We start from the raw sequence: 13,093 nt of genomic DNA, 5'->3' as shown, positions 1-13,093 counted from the left end.
GATGCTCTCCTCACGCCTTATGCCCGATCCGGGGATCGATCAGCCGGTAGACGATGTCGGTGATGATATTGAAGACGATCACCATCGCGGCAGAGATCAGGAAGACCCCGAGGATGGTGTTATAATCGCGCGCGGCAAGGCTCTCGAACATCAGCCGTCCGATGCCGGGCCAGGCAAAGACCGTCTCTGTCAGCACCGCCCCGCCGACAAGCTGGCCGGCCTGCAAACCCGCCAGCGTGACCACGGGCAAGAGCGCATTGCGCAGGATATGACGGCGGCGGATGATGCGGGGCGAGAGGCCCTTGGCCCGCGCCGTCTTGACGAAATCCTGCTGGGAGACTTCGAGCATGGAGGCCCGCGTCATCCGCATGTAGACCGCCATGAAGAACAGCCCCAGCGTCAGCGCCGGCAGGATCAGGTGTTTGAGGATATCCCAGGCCCTTTCCAGCCCGGTGAACCCGCTGCCGACGGTTTCATAGCCAAATCCCGGCAGCCAGCCCAGCTGCACGGAAAACACCAGCACCGCCATCAGCGCCGCCCAGTAGAGCGGGGTGGCGTAGAAGAGCAGCGCCACGCTGGTGATGAGCGTATCGGTGAACTTGCCGACCCGCGCCGCAGCCGCGACGCCAAGCGCCACCCCGGCCAGCAGGGAGATCCAGAAGGCGGTGAGCGTCAGGATCAGCGTCGCGGGCAGGCGTTCGAGGATCAGGTCCAGCACCGGCTCCCCCTGACGGAAGGAATAGCCGAGGTCCAGCGTCACGATATTGCCGACATAGGTCAGCAGTTGCATGTAAAAGGGCTGATCGAGCCCGAACTTGGCGCGCAGATCCGCGATCATCTGCTCATCCGCCGCGCCCGCTTCGCCCGCCAGCACCGCAGCCGGATCGCCCGGCGCGGCATGGATCAGGAAGAAGTTCAGCACGGCAATGGCGAAGAGCGTGATCGCCGCCTTGAGCAGGCGCGACAGGATCGGTCCGGCGATGGTCATGGGCTGGTCTTTCGGCTTCTTCGGGGCTCGGCGTCAGTCATAGCTCCCGCCCGTCGGTTACGCTCGTTGCCCGGCAGGCGATTGCTTTGCAATCGGTGAAAGGGGGGTAGCGCCCACCCGCGGGTCGGCGCTGCCCTGATTTCTCAATGCAGAGCAATGTCTTAATCGAGCCGGGGCGAGCCGCGTCGCCCCGGCAAATTGGATCACTCCTCGATCCAGGCATCCCGCAGACCGTCATTCAGGCCGATCCCCGTGGTGATCAGGTTCTTGACGTTGCAGCGGTAGATCGTCGGGAATTCGATCTCCAGCAGCCAGGCCACCGGGACATCCTCCACGATCTGCTTCTGGATTTCCGTGTACATCTCCTGACGTTTGGCATTGTCAGGCTCGATCGCCGCGGCTTCCCACTTGGCGTCCAGTTCCGGGTTCACATAGCCCTCGACGTTGTTCCAGGGGCTGCCCTTCTTGATCTGGCTCTCGACATAGTTCCGCGCCACACCAAGCGCCGGATCGCCGTACTGGTAGAGGTAGGTGAAGGCCATGTCATAGTCCCAGTTGGCCGTCTTCTCGTTCCAGCCCGCGACATCGGCACTGTCGATATCGACCTTGATGCCGACCTCTTCGAGGTTCTGCTTCACCGCCTCGGCCCAACGCTGCCAAGTCTCGCCATAGGGCAGGGGCAGCAGGCGGACGGGCGTGCCGTCATAGCCCATCTCCTCAAGCAGTGCCTTGGCCTTCTCCGGATCGTGCGGATACATCGGCACGTCGTCGGAATAGAAGTTGGTCTTGGACGACACCGGGCCCGTCGGCACCGTGCCATAGCCGTTCCAGACCACGTCTTTCACGAACTCGCGGTCCATCGCGAACATCACGGCCTGACGGAACAGCTTGTTGGAGGTCGGCCCCTCGCGGTTGTTCAGCCACATCCAGGCGTGGGGGGCGAAGAATTCCCAGCCGGCGGAAGTAGAACAAACGTTCTCCATCTCCGTCAGACGCTTGACGTCCCAGTTCTCCACCGCGCCGCCGGGCAGCACGTCAACTTCGCCGGTCTCGAAAGCCACAGCGCGCGAGGCCGCATCGGGCACCACGCGGTAATAGAGGTCGTCGATATGCGGCAGGCCATCCATGTAATAGCCGTCATATTTGGTCAGATGGATATAGCTGCCCTTTTCCCATTCGACGAACTTGTAGGGGCCGGTGCCGATGGGCGTGTTGTTCATCTCGTTCGTGGCGTAATCGGTGCCTTCATAGATATGCTTGGGCACGATCGGCATGGAGCCCGCCTCGAAGGCGTTGATGAAGGGGCCATAGGGGCCTTTCATCGTGATGACCACGGTATTGGCATCCGGCGCCTCGATGCTCTCGACATGGGAGAAGGCGGCGCGGAAACGGGAATGGTTGTCCTGCAGGAATTCAGCGGAGAAAAGCACGTCGGCAGAGGAGAACGGCTCCCCGTCATGCCAGGTCACACCTTCGTTCAGGTGAAACGTATAGGTCATCCCGTCTTCGGAGATTTCCCATTCCTTGGCGAGCGAGGGCTGCGGCTCCAGATCGGTATTGTAGCGCAGCAGGCCTTCGTAGATCTGGCCCGAGACCATCTGCGTCGGCCCGTTCTGCACGAGGCCCAGCATCAGCCCCGGCGGTTCGGGCTGGACGATCAGGTCAAGACGCCCGCCGTCCTGTTGCGCCACCGCGCCGGTGGCCAGCGCGGCCCCGACGAGGAATGTCGTTAGCTTGAGATATTTCATTTGGGTCGTCCCTGTTGGTTTAGGTTGACGGTGTGCCCGCTTTGCGCGGGTCTGGGTGAGTTTTCAGTCGGCATAGCCGGGCGCGGCGCGGTCCAGCAGCCGCAGCATCGCATCCCATTCCGGGTCACGGCCCGTGGCTTCCATCTTGTCATAGGCGCGGGCGTATTGCCCGGCGGTATGGGCCGCGACATCCTCAGGCAGCACGTCGGGCGTCAGCCCCATCGACAGCGCCGCCACCTGCGCCTTGCAGGAGCGTTCGAGGTTCAGCGCCAGCTTCACCGCCTCTGCCACCGACCGCCCGCAGATCAGCGTACCATGATTGCGCAGGAGCATCACGTTCAGCGTTCCGAGGTCCGCGACAATCCGGGCCCGTTCCTCAAGGTCGAGCGCAATGCCCTCATACTCATGGAACGCGATCCGCCCGTGAAACTGCGCCGACCACTGGTTCAGCGGCAGCAGCCCCTCGCGCACGGAACTGACGGCGACACCGGCGACCGTATGGGTATGCAGCACGCAGGCTGCATCATGGCGCGCCATATGCACGGCGGAATGGATTGTGAAGCCTGCGGCATTGACGCCCAGCCCCAGAGGGTCATCCAGGATCGCGCCGGTCTCGTCGATGGTGACCAGCGAACCGGCGGTCACCTCATCAAACATCATGCCATAGGGGTTCAGCAGGAACCGCTTGGTGCCATCCGTCCCATCGGGCAGGCGGGCGGAGATATGGGTGTAGATGCTGTCATCCATCCCCTTGAGCGCGATCATCCGGTAGGCGGCGGCCAGATCACGGCGGATCTGCGCCTCGTCAGCTGAGTCGCGCCGGGGGGCAGAGGGCGCAGCGCCGCCCAGCGACATTGCCTCTTCCTGCGCCGTTTCCGTCTGTGTCGCCATCGGTATTGCTCTCCGGGACCGCATCTTCTGCGGCCAACAGATTGCCTTGGCCGCCCGGAGTCAAGAAGATTGTCGACAGACGACAAATCATCAGATAATCAAAAATCACATGTGCCGGAACAATGATCAGTGACTGAACCCGGAGGCGTCATCCTTGCCTGAAGGCCATCCTTTCCTGCCGCTCAGCCGCGACGGGCTGGTGGATCGCGTGGCCGACACGCTGGTGGGCGCGATCCTGTCGGGCAGCATCGGTCCGGGCGAACATCTGGCCGAATCCACCATTGCTAAACAGATGGACCTGAGCCGCGCCCCGGTGAGAGAGGCGCTCAGGCTGCTGGAAAGCTCCGGCCTTGTCGAATATCGCGCCAATCGCGGATTTTTCGTGCAGGTGATCTCGGCCGAGTCGGTGTCGAACCTCTACGAGCTGCGCATCGTGCTGGAGACGGCGGCGATCCGGCGGCTGGCAGAGACCAATGCAGAGGCCGCGCTTCCGGCCTTGCAGGCGCAGGTGGCAGAGCTTTACCGGCTGGCAGACGAAGGCGCCGATATGATGGCCCATGTCAGCGCCGACATGCAGTTCCACCGGCTGATCTGCGAAGGCTCTGGCAATCACCGGTTCCTGCAGGTCTTCGACCAGATCGCCAATGAGACCAAGCTGGGCCTGCTGGTGATTGGTCGCCTCTATGACGATCCGCATCGCATGGCTGAAACCCACGAACCCATTGTGGAGGCGATTGTCGCCCGTGATGCCGACCGCGCCGCAGGGGCCATCGACTTCCATATCCGCGTCGCCAAAGACATGGTGACGCAGCATTTTCTCGACCAGCAGGAGGTCAGCCCCTCATGAAATGCTACTACGCCAAATCGACAGAGGCGCATGACCCGATCTTCCGCCTCTACCTCGGCACCATGGCGCGCAATGCCGAACAGGCCGAACGCGCCCGGCTGCTTCTGGCGGGGCTGGACCGGCTGGACCTGCCGGTGACCGAACCCGGCCCGATACCGCGCGAGCTGCTGGAAAAGGTGCATACAAAGGAGCTGCTGGATTTCCTCGAAACCGGCTGGGCGGAGTGGAAAAAGCTGCCGCCCTCGGGGCCGGAGGTCGTGCCCAATGTCCATGCGCTGAATTCGGAGAAAACTTACCCCAAGCATATCGTCGGCAAGGCGGGCTGGCATATGGGCGATACCTCCGCCCCGCTGGGTGAACACAGCTGGCAGGCGACGCTGGGCGCTGCCGCCGCCGCCCATGATGCGGCCAAGGCCGTGCTGGAGGGCGACAGCGTGGCCTATGCGCTCTGCCGTCCGCCGGGGCATCACAGCTCTGCCGATGTGGTCGCGGGCCACTGCATGCTGAACTGTGCCGCCGTCGCGGCGGAGACGCTGCGCGGCACCCATGCGAAGGTCGCCGTGCTGGATATCGACGTCCACCATGGCAATGGCACGCAGGACATCTTTTACGAACGCGACGATGTGCTCTTCGTCTCGGTCCATGCGACGCCCGAAACCTATTACCCGTTCTATGTCGGCTACGATCACGAAACGGGCAGGGGCGCGGGCGCGGGCTACAATCTGAATATCCCGCTTGCACAGAGCACCGGAGACGACGGCTGGTGCGATGCTGTCGCTTCCGGGCTTGACCGCGTCGCCGAGTTCAAGCCTGATGCGCTCGTTGTCAGCCTCGGGCTTGACGCGCATGAAAATGACCCCCTGCAGGGGTTGAAAGTTACCTTCGACGGCTTCAAACGTGCTGGCAGCATGATTTCATCTGCCGGACTGCCGACTGTTCTGGTCCAGGAGGGCGGATATCTCTCGCCCGATCTGACGACCTCTCTCGTTGCCTTCCTCGCCGGATATACCGGCCGGGATATAGATCTCTGACACGGGCCGCCGGCCCCAACCCTTAAGGAGTTCATGATGAACACGCGCTCCAATTCGCTGCACGAAACCGATATCGCCTATCAGGTGCATCCCTATACCAATGCCCGGGTGCATGAGCAGCAGGGGCCCATGATCATCACCAAGGGCGACGGCTGCTACGTCTACGATAGCGAGGGCAAGAAATACCTCGAAGGTCTGGCCGGTCTCTGGTCCGTCGCCGTGGGCTTTTCGCAGCCGCGTCTGGTGGAGGCCGCGGCCAAGCAGATGGCCGAACTGCCCTATATCCAGAACTTCGCCCACAAGGCGCATGCGCCGGGCATCCTGCTGGCCGAAAAGCTGGTGGAAATGACGCCGGAACATCTGACCAAGGTCTTCTACACCAACTCCGGGTCGGAGGCGAATGACACCGTTGTCAAATTCGTCTGGTTCATGAACAACATGCTGGGCCGTCCGCAGAAGAAGAAATTCCTCGCCCGGAACAAGGCCTACCACGGCATCACCGTCGCCTCCGGCTCTCTCACCGGTCTGCCGGGCAACCAGCGCGGTTTTGACCTGCCCGCGATCCCCGTCGTCCACCTGACCTGCCCGCATTACTACCGCTGGGCCAATGAGGGCGAGAGCGAGGCTGATTTCACCGCCCGCCTGCTGAAAGAGGCCGAAGAGACGATCCTGTCCGAAGGCCCCGAAACCATCGCCGGTTTCATCGGTGAGCCCGTGATGGGCGCCGGTGGCGTAATGACCCCGCCCGAAGGCTACTGGCCCGGGATCGAGGCGCTGTGCCGCAAGTACGACATCCTGCTGATCTCCGACGAGGTCATCAACGGCTTTGGCCGCACCGGCCAGCCCTTCGGCTGCCAGACCTATGGCTTCAAGCCCGATATCCTCGTGACCTCCAAACAGCTGACCTCCAGCTACATGCCGCTGGCCGCGATCCTGATGTCGGACGAGGTCTATCAGGTCATCGCCGATTACACCGAACAGCTGGGTACGCTGGGCCATGGCTTTACCGCCGGTGGCCATCCGGTGGCCTGTGCCGTGGGTCTGGAAAACCTCGCCATCATCGAGGAAGAGGACCTGATGGGCAATGCCGCCCGCCTGGCCGACAAGTTCCAGTCCGGCCTGCGTAAGTTCTCCGACCATGAGCTGGTGGGCGAAGTGCGCGGCGTCGGCCTGATCGCCGGTGTCGAACTGGTGGCGGACAAGGCCACCAAGAAGAGCTTTGAGCCTGCTGGCAAGATCGCTGCCGTCGCCGCCAAGATGGCCGCCGAAGAGGGCCTGATCATCCGCAATATCTACGAGGCGATCGGCATCTGCCCCCCGATGATCATCACCGAGGCGCAGGTTGACGAGCTGCTGGAAAAGCTGGGTAAGGCGCTTGACCGGACCCTCGAATGGGCCAAGGCCGAAGGTCTGAAATAAGCGCTTTCACGGCGCAAAACGGACGGCCCGTACCTTCCTGACCGAAGGCGCGGGCCGTTTGCTTTTGGCGATGGACGCAGGGTCTGAGATCGCAGTCCTCAGCCAAAACATCCTGCCTTGGCGCTCAGGCCACCAGCCCAGTCGCCGCCGCAACCTCCATCCCCGTGCCGAGCGCAAGATAGACCGGACGCGGCGGATAGCACGTCGTCTCTGTTTCCCGTCTCAGCCAGTCCTGCCCGTGCAGCTGCTTCAGCCCCTGCGACAAGGCGCGGTCTGATATGGCAGGCAAGGCGCCACGTATCTCGCCGAAATACATCGGCCGCTGACAGACGGTCAAAATCGGCAGGCTCCAGGTTCGGCGTAATAGCGCAGGCGCCTCTTGTCCGGCCTGCATGACCCGTCCGGCCATCAACGCAGCCTGAACGCCTTCGGGGGTCAGCCGGAACTCGGGCCGCAGCGGATGGCCATGCCCCGGATTTCGCTCCAGCAGGCCCAGATCAATGAGATGCGACAGGCTCTGACCAAAGGCCGTCCGGCTGGCCCCGGTGGCGGCGAGCAGCGGCGCCTGTCGCCCCGGCACGCCAGCATCAAGACGATCCAGAATGTTCAGCGACCACGCCCGGGCGGTTATCTTGACAAGCAGCTCAATGTCCATAAAGTATAGTTACTGTATTTTAAATCAAAAGGGAATCCCATGCCGGTCGTCACCCTCGAAAATACGATTACCATCGCCATATCCGTCAAAGACCGCCATGCCAGTGCCAAGTGGTACGCCGATATGCTGGGGTTCGAGGTGATCTATCACGCCGATGAGGCGGGCTGGAGCGAACTGGCCACGATGACGGAGGGCGTGACCCTCGGGCTGGGCGAACAGGCCAATCCGCAGCCGGGGAATTCCGTGCCAGTCTTTGGCGTGGCCGACATTGACCCCGCGCGCGCCGAGCTGGAGGCTGCGGGCGTCCGGTTCGACGGACCGACAGAGGTGATCGAAGGCATGGTCAGCACGGCAACCTTCTACGACCCCGACGGCAATGCGCTGATGCTGGCGCAGGATCTGACCGGCGGCTGAGGCTCAGTGCAGCCGGCTGCGGATGCGTCTGAGCGCGGCCCAGGTCAGCAGCACCACGATCGGGGTCACCACAGCCGCCAGCACCGGCTTGCCCACCGGCAGCACCTCTTGCACCGGCCCGACAAGGTAAAGCACCAGCCCGACCGCATAGTAAGAGATCGCGACGACCGACAGCCCCTCGACCGTGTGTTGCAGCCGCAAAGCCTCGTCCGAGCGGCGGTCCATGCTCGCAAGCAGCTCCCGGTTCTGGCGGGAGCGATCGACCTCTACCCGCGTCCGGAGCAACTCTCCCGCGCGCCGTGCCCGTTCGGTCAGCCCGGTCAGGCGGCGATCCGTCGCCTCGACCGTCCGCATGGCCGGATCGAAACGGCGCGACATGAATTCGCCAAAGGTCTGGCGCCCGTGGAACCGCACCTCGCGCAGCGAGGCGATCCGGTCATTCACGATCCGCTCATAGGCCTTGGTCGCCGAGAGCCGGAAGCTCGCCCGCGCCACCAGCCGCTCCAGCTGCGCCGCCACGTCCAGCAGGTGCTGCAGCGTCTCCTCCGCATCCGAGGCGCCATCGTTCAGGCGTGACACGCCCGCGGACAGGCTCGCCTCCGCCTGCGCCAGCTCCGCCCCCATCTCCCGCGTGCGGATCAGGCCCAGCATGGCCATGGCGCGATAGGTCTCGATATCGCAGAGCCGCTGGATCAGCCGCCCGGTCCGCCCGGGGCCGAACCCGGTCCGGCAGAAGACCGAGAAATGCATGTCTCCCGCCGCATCAGGGCGGAAATCGCAGGCCACCACGGCCTGATCGTCGATCACCCGCGCGGCGGCAAGGCTGTCGGCGGTATGCTGAGCCACCAGCCCCTCCTTGACGAGCTCGTCACCATCGACCTGCATGATCCGGAACCGGGCAGAGGCGATGCGCATCCCCTCCGCATCCTCAAGGATATCGCCGGCCAGCCGAAGTACCTCCTTTTCCTCCGGTCCCCAGACAAGGAAGGTCACGAATTCCGTGTGGTTCTCCCATTTCAGCGTCAGCGGACCCAGCCGACCGATCCAGTGGGTGGCCTCGGGCGGGGGCGGGGTCTGGCAGGCCTTCTCGATCAACCGGTCGAGCTGCGCGCGTTCCGCCTTGCGGTCGCGATCCGACCGCCGCTCGGGGCGCAGCGCCACGATCCACGCCGTTGACGGGACGGAGATCGTCGGGAAGGGCCGCGCGTGGAGCTCATCGACAAGGGCCGCACGGGCCGGATGGTCGATCGTCGTCATGGGCACGCCCGTATCCATTCAGCAAATCCTTGGCAGCGGTTCACAGTCCAGCATATCGACAACGCGCTGTCCGCCAAAGGCGCTGCGCAGGGTTTCTTCCGGGGGCAGGGTCACGCCAGCTGTCTCCGCCATCTCGTTGCACGCGGACGTCCGCCTGCTGCCTGTGGCATCCCCTGCGGCCCCTGGCCGGGCGCCGCATCAGGGTATGCCTGCATCAGATCGTGCGGCGGCTGGCCGTCAGATTGCAACGATGCTGGAAGCGCCAGATCGTCGCGGGCCGTCAGAATGGTCGCACCGTGATCATCCAGCGTCGCTCCGGCATAACCGGCGGGCAATTGTGCCGCCCAATAGGGCGCCGCTGCGTGAATTTCCGAAGACCGGAGGACTGGCGTCTTAGATACGCCGCCTCACGCCCCCGGCACCGCAAAGGCCGCCATCACCGTGTCCACGCTTGTCTCGATGATCCCGTCCAGCGCATTCTGCCCGATCAGCACGCCGGTGAAGATCGCGGGCCAGTAGGCCTGCGCCTTGATCATGCCGATAAACTGCGTCATCGCCAGCTCCGGCGCGTCGGGGCGCAGCCGTCCCGCTGCCGCCGCCGCGCGGAAGAAATCGCCATAGCAGTCCTCCGGCTGCGGACCCAGCCCCAGCCGCTCTGCCAGATCGGGCGTGCGCATCAGCTCTCCGGTGCCCATGCGCGCCATCTTCATCAGCTCTTCGGAGCGCAGAAGCCGCCCCTCGATCTGGCCGATCTCCAGCAACTGCTCCCGCAGGCCCTTTTCCGGATCGAAGACATAGCGCCGGGTTTCCTCGGCAATCGCATAGGCGCTTTCGACAATGGACGAGAACAGCCGTTCCTTGCTGTCGAAATGGTTGTAAACCGTGCGTTTGGACACGCCCGCCCGGTCGGCGACCCGGTCCATCCGGGCGCCGTCAAAGCCATGATCCTGAAACTCATCCGTCGCGGCCATCAGGATCTGGCGGCGCTTTTCCTCTGATTTGCTCACCGGCGCTCCGCTGTCATCGCTCTGTTAGTAAATTCTGTTCCTCCTGATGTAAACTCACGGGTTTACCTTGGCCCTGCAAAATGTAAACTCACGAGTGTAATTCGACTCGCATCCCAGGGAGGTTCGCATGGAGTTCATGGTTAATGGTGCCCTGAGGGAAGCCGATGTCGAGCCGGAGATGCCGCTGCTCTGGGTCCTGCGGGACGAGCTGGGGCTCTCCGGCACAAAATTCGGCTGCGGCATCGCGCAATGCGGCGCCTGCACGGTGCATGTCGATGGCCTCGCCGTCCGCGCCTGTCAGATGACGGCCGGGGAGGCCGAGGGCGCAGAGATCACAACGATTGAAGGCCTTGGCACGCCGGAGGCGCCGCATCCCGTCCAGCAGGCCTGGATCGAGGCGCAGGTGGCGCAATGCGGGTACTGCCAGTCGGGCCAGATCATGCAGGCGGCCTGGCTGCTGGAGCAGAACCCGGCGCCCTCCGACGAGGAGATCGACGCCACCATGTCCGGCAACCTCTGCCGCTGCGGCACCTATCCCCGGATCCGTCAGGCGGTCCATGCCGCCGCCTCCAAGATGAAGGAGGCCTGAGATGAGCCGCGCCGGAAAAATTGCCCGCCGTACCTTTCTGATCGGGTCGGCCGTCATCGCGGGCGGCGTGGCCTTCGGGGTCTACAAGGTCCGCACGCCGCATGCCAATCCGCTGAAGGACGACCTTGGCGCGGGGGAGGCCGCGCTGTCCCCCTGGGTCAAGATCACAGGGGAGGAGATCGTGCTGATCACCCCGCATACCGACCTGGGCCAGGGCGCTTATCACATGCAGTCCGTCCTGATCGCAGAGGAGCTGGATCTGGACCTCGGCCAGTTCCGCGTCGATCCCGGCCAGCCCGCGCCCGCCTATTACAACACCGCCGCGGGCGAGGACCTCGCCCCCTTCCTGACCAGCGACCATTCCTTCACGGCGGAGGCGGCGCGGGGCGTCTTCTCCGGCCTCACCAAACTGCTGGGGCTGATGGGCACCGGAGGCTCCTCCACCGCGCCCGACAGTTTCGACAAGCTGCGCGCGGCCGGGGCCACGGCGCGGGAGACGCTGAAACTGGCCGCCTCTCAGGAGACCGGCGTGCCGGTGGCGGAGTTGCGGACGGAGAGCGGCGCGGTGATCCTGCCCGATGGCACTGCCATGCCCTATACCGCGCTCGCCGCCACCGCCGCGACGCTCGACCCGGTGACGGATGTGGCCCTGCGCGACCCCTCCGAATGGCGGCTGATCGGCCAGCCCATGCAGCGGCTGGATATTGTCGCGAAATCTACCGGCACGCAGGGCTATGGCATCGATTTTGCCCCCGAAGGTGTCGTCTATGCTGCCGTCAAGGTGAACCCCCGTCAGGGCGGCGCCCGTCTCGGCTATGACGCCAGCGCCGCCCGCGAAATGCCCGGCGTGATCGACGTGTTGGAGGTGACCAATGGCCTTGCCGTTATCGCCGACAACACCTGGCGCGCCTTCCGCGCCGCCGAGGCGTTGCAGATCGACTGGGGCCCGGCGCCCTATCCGGCGGAAATGGCCGATCACTGGGCGACGATGGAGGCGAGCTTTACCGAAGACGCGCTCGACAAGGAATGGCGCCATGACGGCGATGTCGACGAGGCGCTGACCGGGGCGGAGGTGATCGCGGCCGAATACCGCGCCCCCTATGTCGCCCACCAGCCGCTGGAGCCGCTGAACGCCACGGTTCTGGTCACCGACGAGGGCGCCGATATCTGGGTGGCGCATCAGTTTCAGGGCTTTGTCGGCCAGAAGGTGGCGGAGGTCACCGGCCTGGATGCTGACAAGGTCCGTTACCACCAGCTCTATGCGGGCGGCAGTTTCGGCCACCGGCTGGAATGGGAAAACGTTATCCTCGCCGCCGAGATCGGCAACCAGATGCGCGGCACGCCCGTAAAGCTGACCTTCACGCGGGAGGAGGATTTCGCCCATGACTTCCCCCGCCATCTGGGCATGGCCCGGGGGCGTGGCTCTGTCAGCAACGGCCAGGTCGACACCTTCGATCTGCAGGTCGTGAACACCAGCGCGCTCCGCTCGCAATTCAAACGTCTGGGCCAGCCGTCGCTCGGCCCCGACATGCAGATCGCGGCGGGCGGCTGGAACCAGCCCTTTGCCGTGCCGAACTTCCGCTACCGCGCCTATGCCGCGCCGGAGCTGGCGCCGGTCAGCTCATGGCGGTCGGTCGGCGCCTCCTCGCAGGGGTTCTTCGCCTCCGCCTTCCTCGACGAGCTGATCCATGCCGCGGGCGCCGACCCGCTGGTGGAACGGCTGCGGCTCTGCAATTACGACATCGCCCGCGGCGTGCTGGAGACGGTGGGAGAGATGTCCAACTGGGGCAGCGACCTCGGGCCCGACAGGGGCCGTGGCATCGCCTATGTGGAGGCCTTCGGCGTCCCCGTGGCGGAGGTCGTGGAGGTCACGAACACCCCGCAGGGCATCCGAATCGACAAGGTCTATGCCGCGCTCGACGTAGGCACCGTGATCGACCCGGTGAATTTCGAGAACCATGTGCAGGGCGCGATTGTCTGGGGCCTCGGCCACGCGATGAACGCAGAGATCACCTATTCCGACGGCATGGCAGAGCAGACCAATTTCCACGCCCACGAAGGCATGCGGCTCTACCAGACGCCGGAAATCATGGTGAAGAACGTCGGTCGCGGGCCCAAGGTGCGCGGCGTGGGCGAACCGCCCGTGCCGCCTGCCGCACCCGCGCTGGCGGGCGCCATCTTCGGCGCGACCGGCACAAGGCTGCGCGAGATGCCCTTCAACAAATTCGTCACCTTCGTCTGAGAGGC

12 protein-coding genes are annotated in these 13,093 nt (G+C 64.4%); 6 read left to right on the top strand and 6 right to left on the bottom strand.

Annotation, left to right across the window (positions count from 1 at the left end; translation table 11 throughout):
- Nucleotides 1–10: 10 nt before the first annotated feature.
- The 3 genes from ACRARG_RS01455 to ACRARG_RS01445 form a co-directional block, all read right to left on the bottom strand.
- Complete coding sequence (locus tag ACRARG_RS01455) at nt 11–988, bottom strand: ABC transporter permease (RefSeq protein WP_432688198.1); 978 nt, start codon at nt 986–988, stop codon at nt 11–13.
- A gap of 203 nt (nt 989–1,191) precedes the next feature.
- A complete protein-coding gene (locus tag ACRARG_RS01450) occupies nt 1,192–2,736 on the bottom strand; it encodes an ABC transporter substrate-binding protein (RefSeq protein WP_432688197.1) in 1,545 nt (514 codons plus the stop codon).
- A gap of 63 nt (nt 2,737–2,799) precedes the next feature.
- Nucleotides 2,800–3,627, bottom strand: coding sequence for a class II aldolase/adducin family protein (locus tag ACRARG_RS01445; RefSeq protein ID WP_432688196.1), 828 nt, complete (start codon nt 3,625–3,627; stop codon nt 2,800–2,802).
- A gap of 154 nt (nt 3,628–3,781) precedes the next feature.
- Here ACRARG_RS01445 and ACRARG_RS01440 point away from each other — a divergent pair, with 154 nt between their 5' ends.
- From ACRARG_RS01440 to ACRARG_RS01430, 3 genes are read left to right on the top strand one after another with little or no spacing between them, the layout of a single operon-like run.
- On the top strand, nt 3,782–4,474 hold the full coding sequence (locus ACRARG_RS01440; RefSeq protein ID WP_432688195.1) for a GntR family transcriptional regulator: 693 nt from the start codon (nt 3,782–3,784) through the stop codon (nt 4,472–4,474).
- On the top strand, nt 4,471–5,505 hold the full coding sequence (locus ACRARG_RS01435; RefSeq protein ID WP_432688194.1) for a histone deacetylase family protein: 1,035 nt from the start codon (nt 4,471–4,473) through the stop codon (nt 5,503–5,505). The genes ACRARG_RS01440 and ACRARG_RS01435 overlap by 4 nt, the downstream gene beginning before the upstream one ends.
- A gap of 36 nt (nt 5,506–5,541) precedes the next feature.
- The gene (locus tag ACRARG_RS01430) at nt 5,542–6,924 is read left to right on the top strand and encodes an aspartate aminotransferase family protein (protein ID WP_432688193.1); all 1,383 of its coding nucleotides are present in this window, start codon (nt 5,542–5,544) and stop codon (nt 6,922–6,924) included.
- A gap of 124 nt (nt 6,925–7,048) precedes the next feature.
- Here the strand turns inward: ACRARG_RS01430 and ACRARG_RS01425 are convergent, their stop codons facing one another.
- Complete coding sequence (locus ACRARG_RS01425) at nt 7,049–7,579, bottom strand: winged helix-turn-helix transcriptional regulator (protein WP_432688192.1); 531 nt, start codon at nt 7,577–7,579, stop codon at nt 7,049–7,051.
- A 39-nt stretch (nt 7,580–7,618) separates the two neighbouring features.
- Between ACRARG_RS01425 and ACRARG_RS01420 the strand changes: the two genes are divergently transcribed.
- A complete protein-coding gene (locus ACRARG_RS01420) occupies nt 7,619–7,993 on the top strand; it encodes a VOC family protein (RefSeq protein WP_432688191.1) in 375 nt (124 codons plus the stop codon).
- Between the two features lie 3 nt (nt 7,994–7,996).
- On the opposite strand, the gene ACRARG_RS01415 is transcribed toward ACRARG_RS01420, so the two are convergent.
- Nucleotides 7,997–9,268, bottom strand: coding sequence for a DUF3422 family protein (locus tag ACRARG_RS01415; RefSeq protein WP_432688190.1), 1,272 nt, complete (start codon nt 9,266–9,268; stop codon nt 7,997–7,999).
- Nucleotides 9,269–9,657: 389 nt separating this feature from the next.
- A complete protein-coding gene (locus ACRARG_RS01410; RefSeq protein WP_432688189.1) occupies nt 9,658–10,257 on the bottom strand; it encodes a TetR/AcrR family transcriptional regulator in 600 nt (199 codons plus the stop codon).
- 127 nt (nt 10,258–10,384) lie between these two features.
- Between ACRARG_RS01410 and ACRARG_RS01405 the strand changes: the two genes are divergently transcribed.
- Both ACRARG_RS01405 and ACRARG_RS01400 read left to right on the top strand, forming a co-directional pair.
- Nucleotides 10,385–10,846: a (2Fe-2S)-binding protein gene (locus ACRARG_RS01405; RefSeq protein ID WP_432688188.1), complete on the top strand. Its 462-nt coding sequence runs from the start codon at nt 10,385–10,387 to the stop codon at nt 10,844–10,846.
- 1 nt (nt 10,847) lies between these two features.
- Nucleotides 10,848–13,088 carry a xanthine dehydrogenase family protein molybdopterin-binding subunit gene (locus tag ACRARG_RS01400; protein WP_432688187.1) on the top strand — a complete coding sequence of 747 codons (2,241 nt, stop codon included), beginning with the start codon at nt 10,848–10,850 and terminating at the stop codon, nt 13,086–13,088.
- Nucleotides 13,089–13,093 lie beyond the last annotated feature (5 nt).

This window comes from Pseudooceanicola profundi (assembly GCF_050897955.1).
Taxonomy (GTDB): Bacteria; Pseudomonadota; Alphaproteobacteria; order Rhodobacterales; family Rhodobacteraceae; genus Pseudooceanicola.
The sequence above is the reverse complement of the archived record's forward strand: the minus strand, read 5'-3'. Positions and strand labels throughout refer to the sequence as shown.

What these genes read in the sequence shown, in the direction of transcription:
- ACRARG_RS01400 (WP_432688187.1), top strand. Translation starts at nt 10,848, where the DNA reads ATGAGCCGCGCCGGAAAAATTGCCCGCCGTACCTTTCTGATCGGGTCG.
- ACRARG_RS01405 (WP_432688188.1), top strand. Translation starts at nt 10,385, where the DNA reads ATGGAGTTCATGGTTAATGGTGCCCTGAGGGAAGCCGATGTCGAGCCG.
- ACRARG_RS01445 (WP_432688196.1), bottom strand. Translation starts at nt 3,627, where the DNA reads ATGGCGACACAGACGGAAACGGCGCAGGAAGAGGCAATGTCGCTGGGC.
- ACRARG_RS01415 (WP_432688190.1), bottom strand. Translation starts at nt 9,268, where the DNA reads ATGGATACGGGCGTGCCCATGACGACGATCGACCATCCGGCCCGTGCG.
- ACRARG_RS01420 (WP_432688191.1), top strand. Translation starts at nt 7,619, where the DNA reads ATGCCGGTCGTCACCCTCGAAAATACGATTACCATCGCCATATCCGTC.
- ACRARG_RS01435 (WP_432688194.1), top strand. Translation starts at nt 4,471, where the DNA reads ATGAAATGCTACTACGCCAAATCGACAGAGGCGCATGACCCGATCTTC.
- ACRARG_RS01430 (WP_432688193.1), top strand. Translation starts at nt 5,542, where the DNA reads ATGAACACGCGCTCCAATTCGCTGCACGAAACCGATATCGCCTATCAG.
- ACRARG_RS01450 (WP_432688197.1), bottom strand. Translation starts at nt 2,736, where the DNA reads ATGAAATATCTCAAGCTAACGACATTCCTCGTCGGGGCCGCGCTGGCC.
- ACRARG_RS01425 (WP_432688192.1), bottom strand. Translation starts at nt 7,579, where the DNA reads ATGGACATTGAGCTGCTTGTCAAGATAACCGCCCGGGCGTGGTCGCTG.
- ACRARG_RS01455 (WP_432688198.1), bottom strand. Translation starts at nt 988, where the DNA reads ATGACCATCGCCGGACCGATCCTGTCGCGCCTGCTCAAGGCGGCGATC.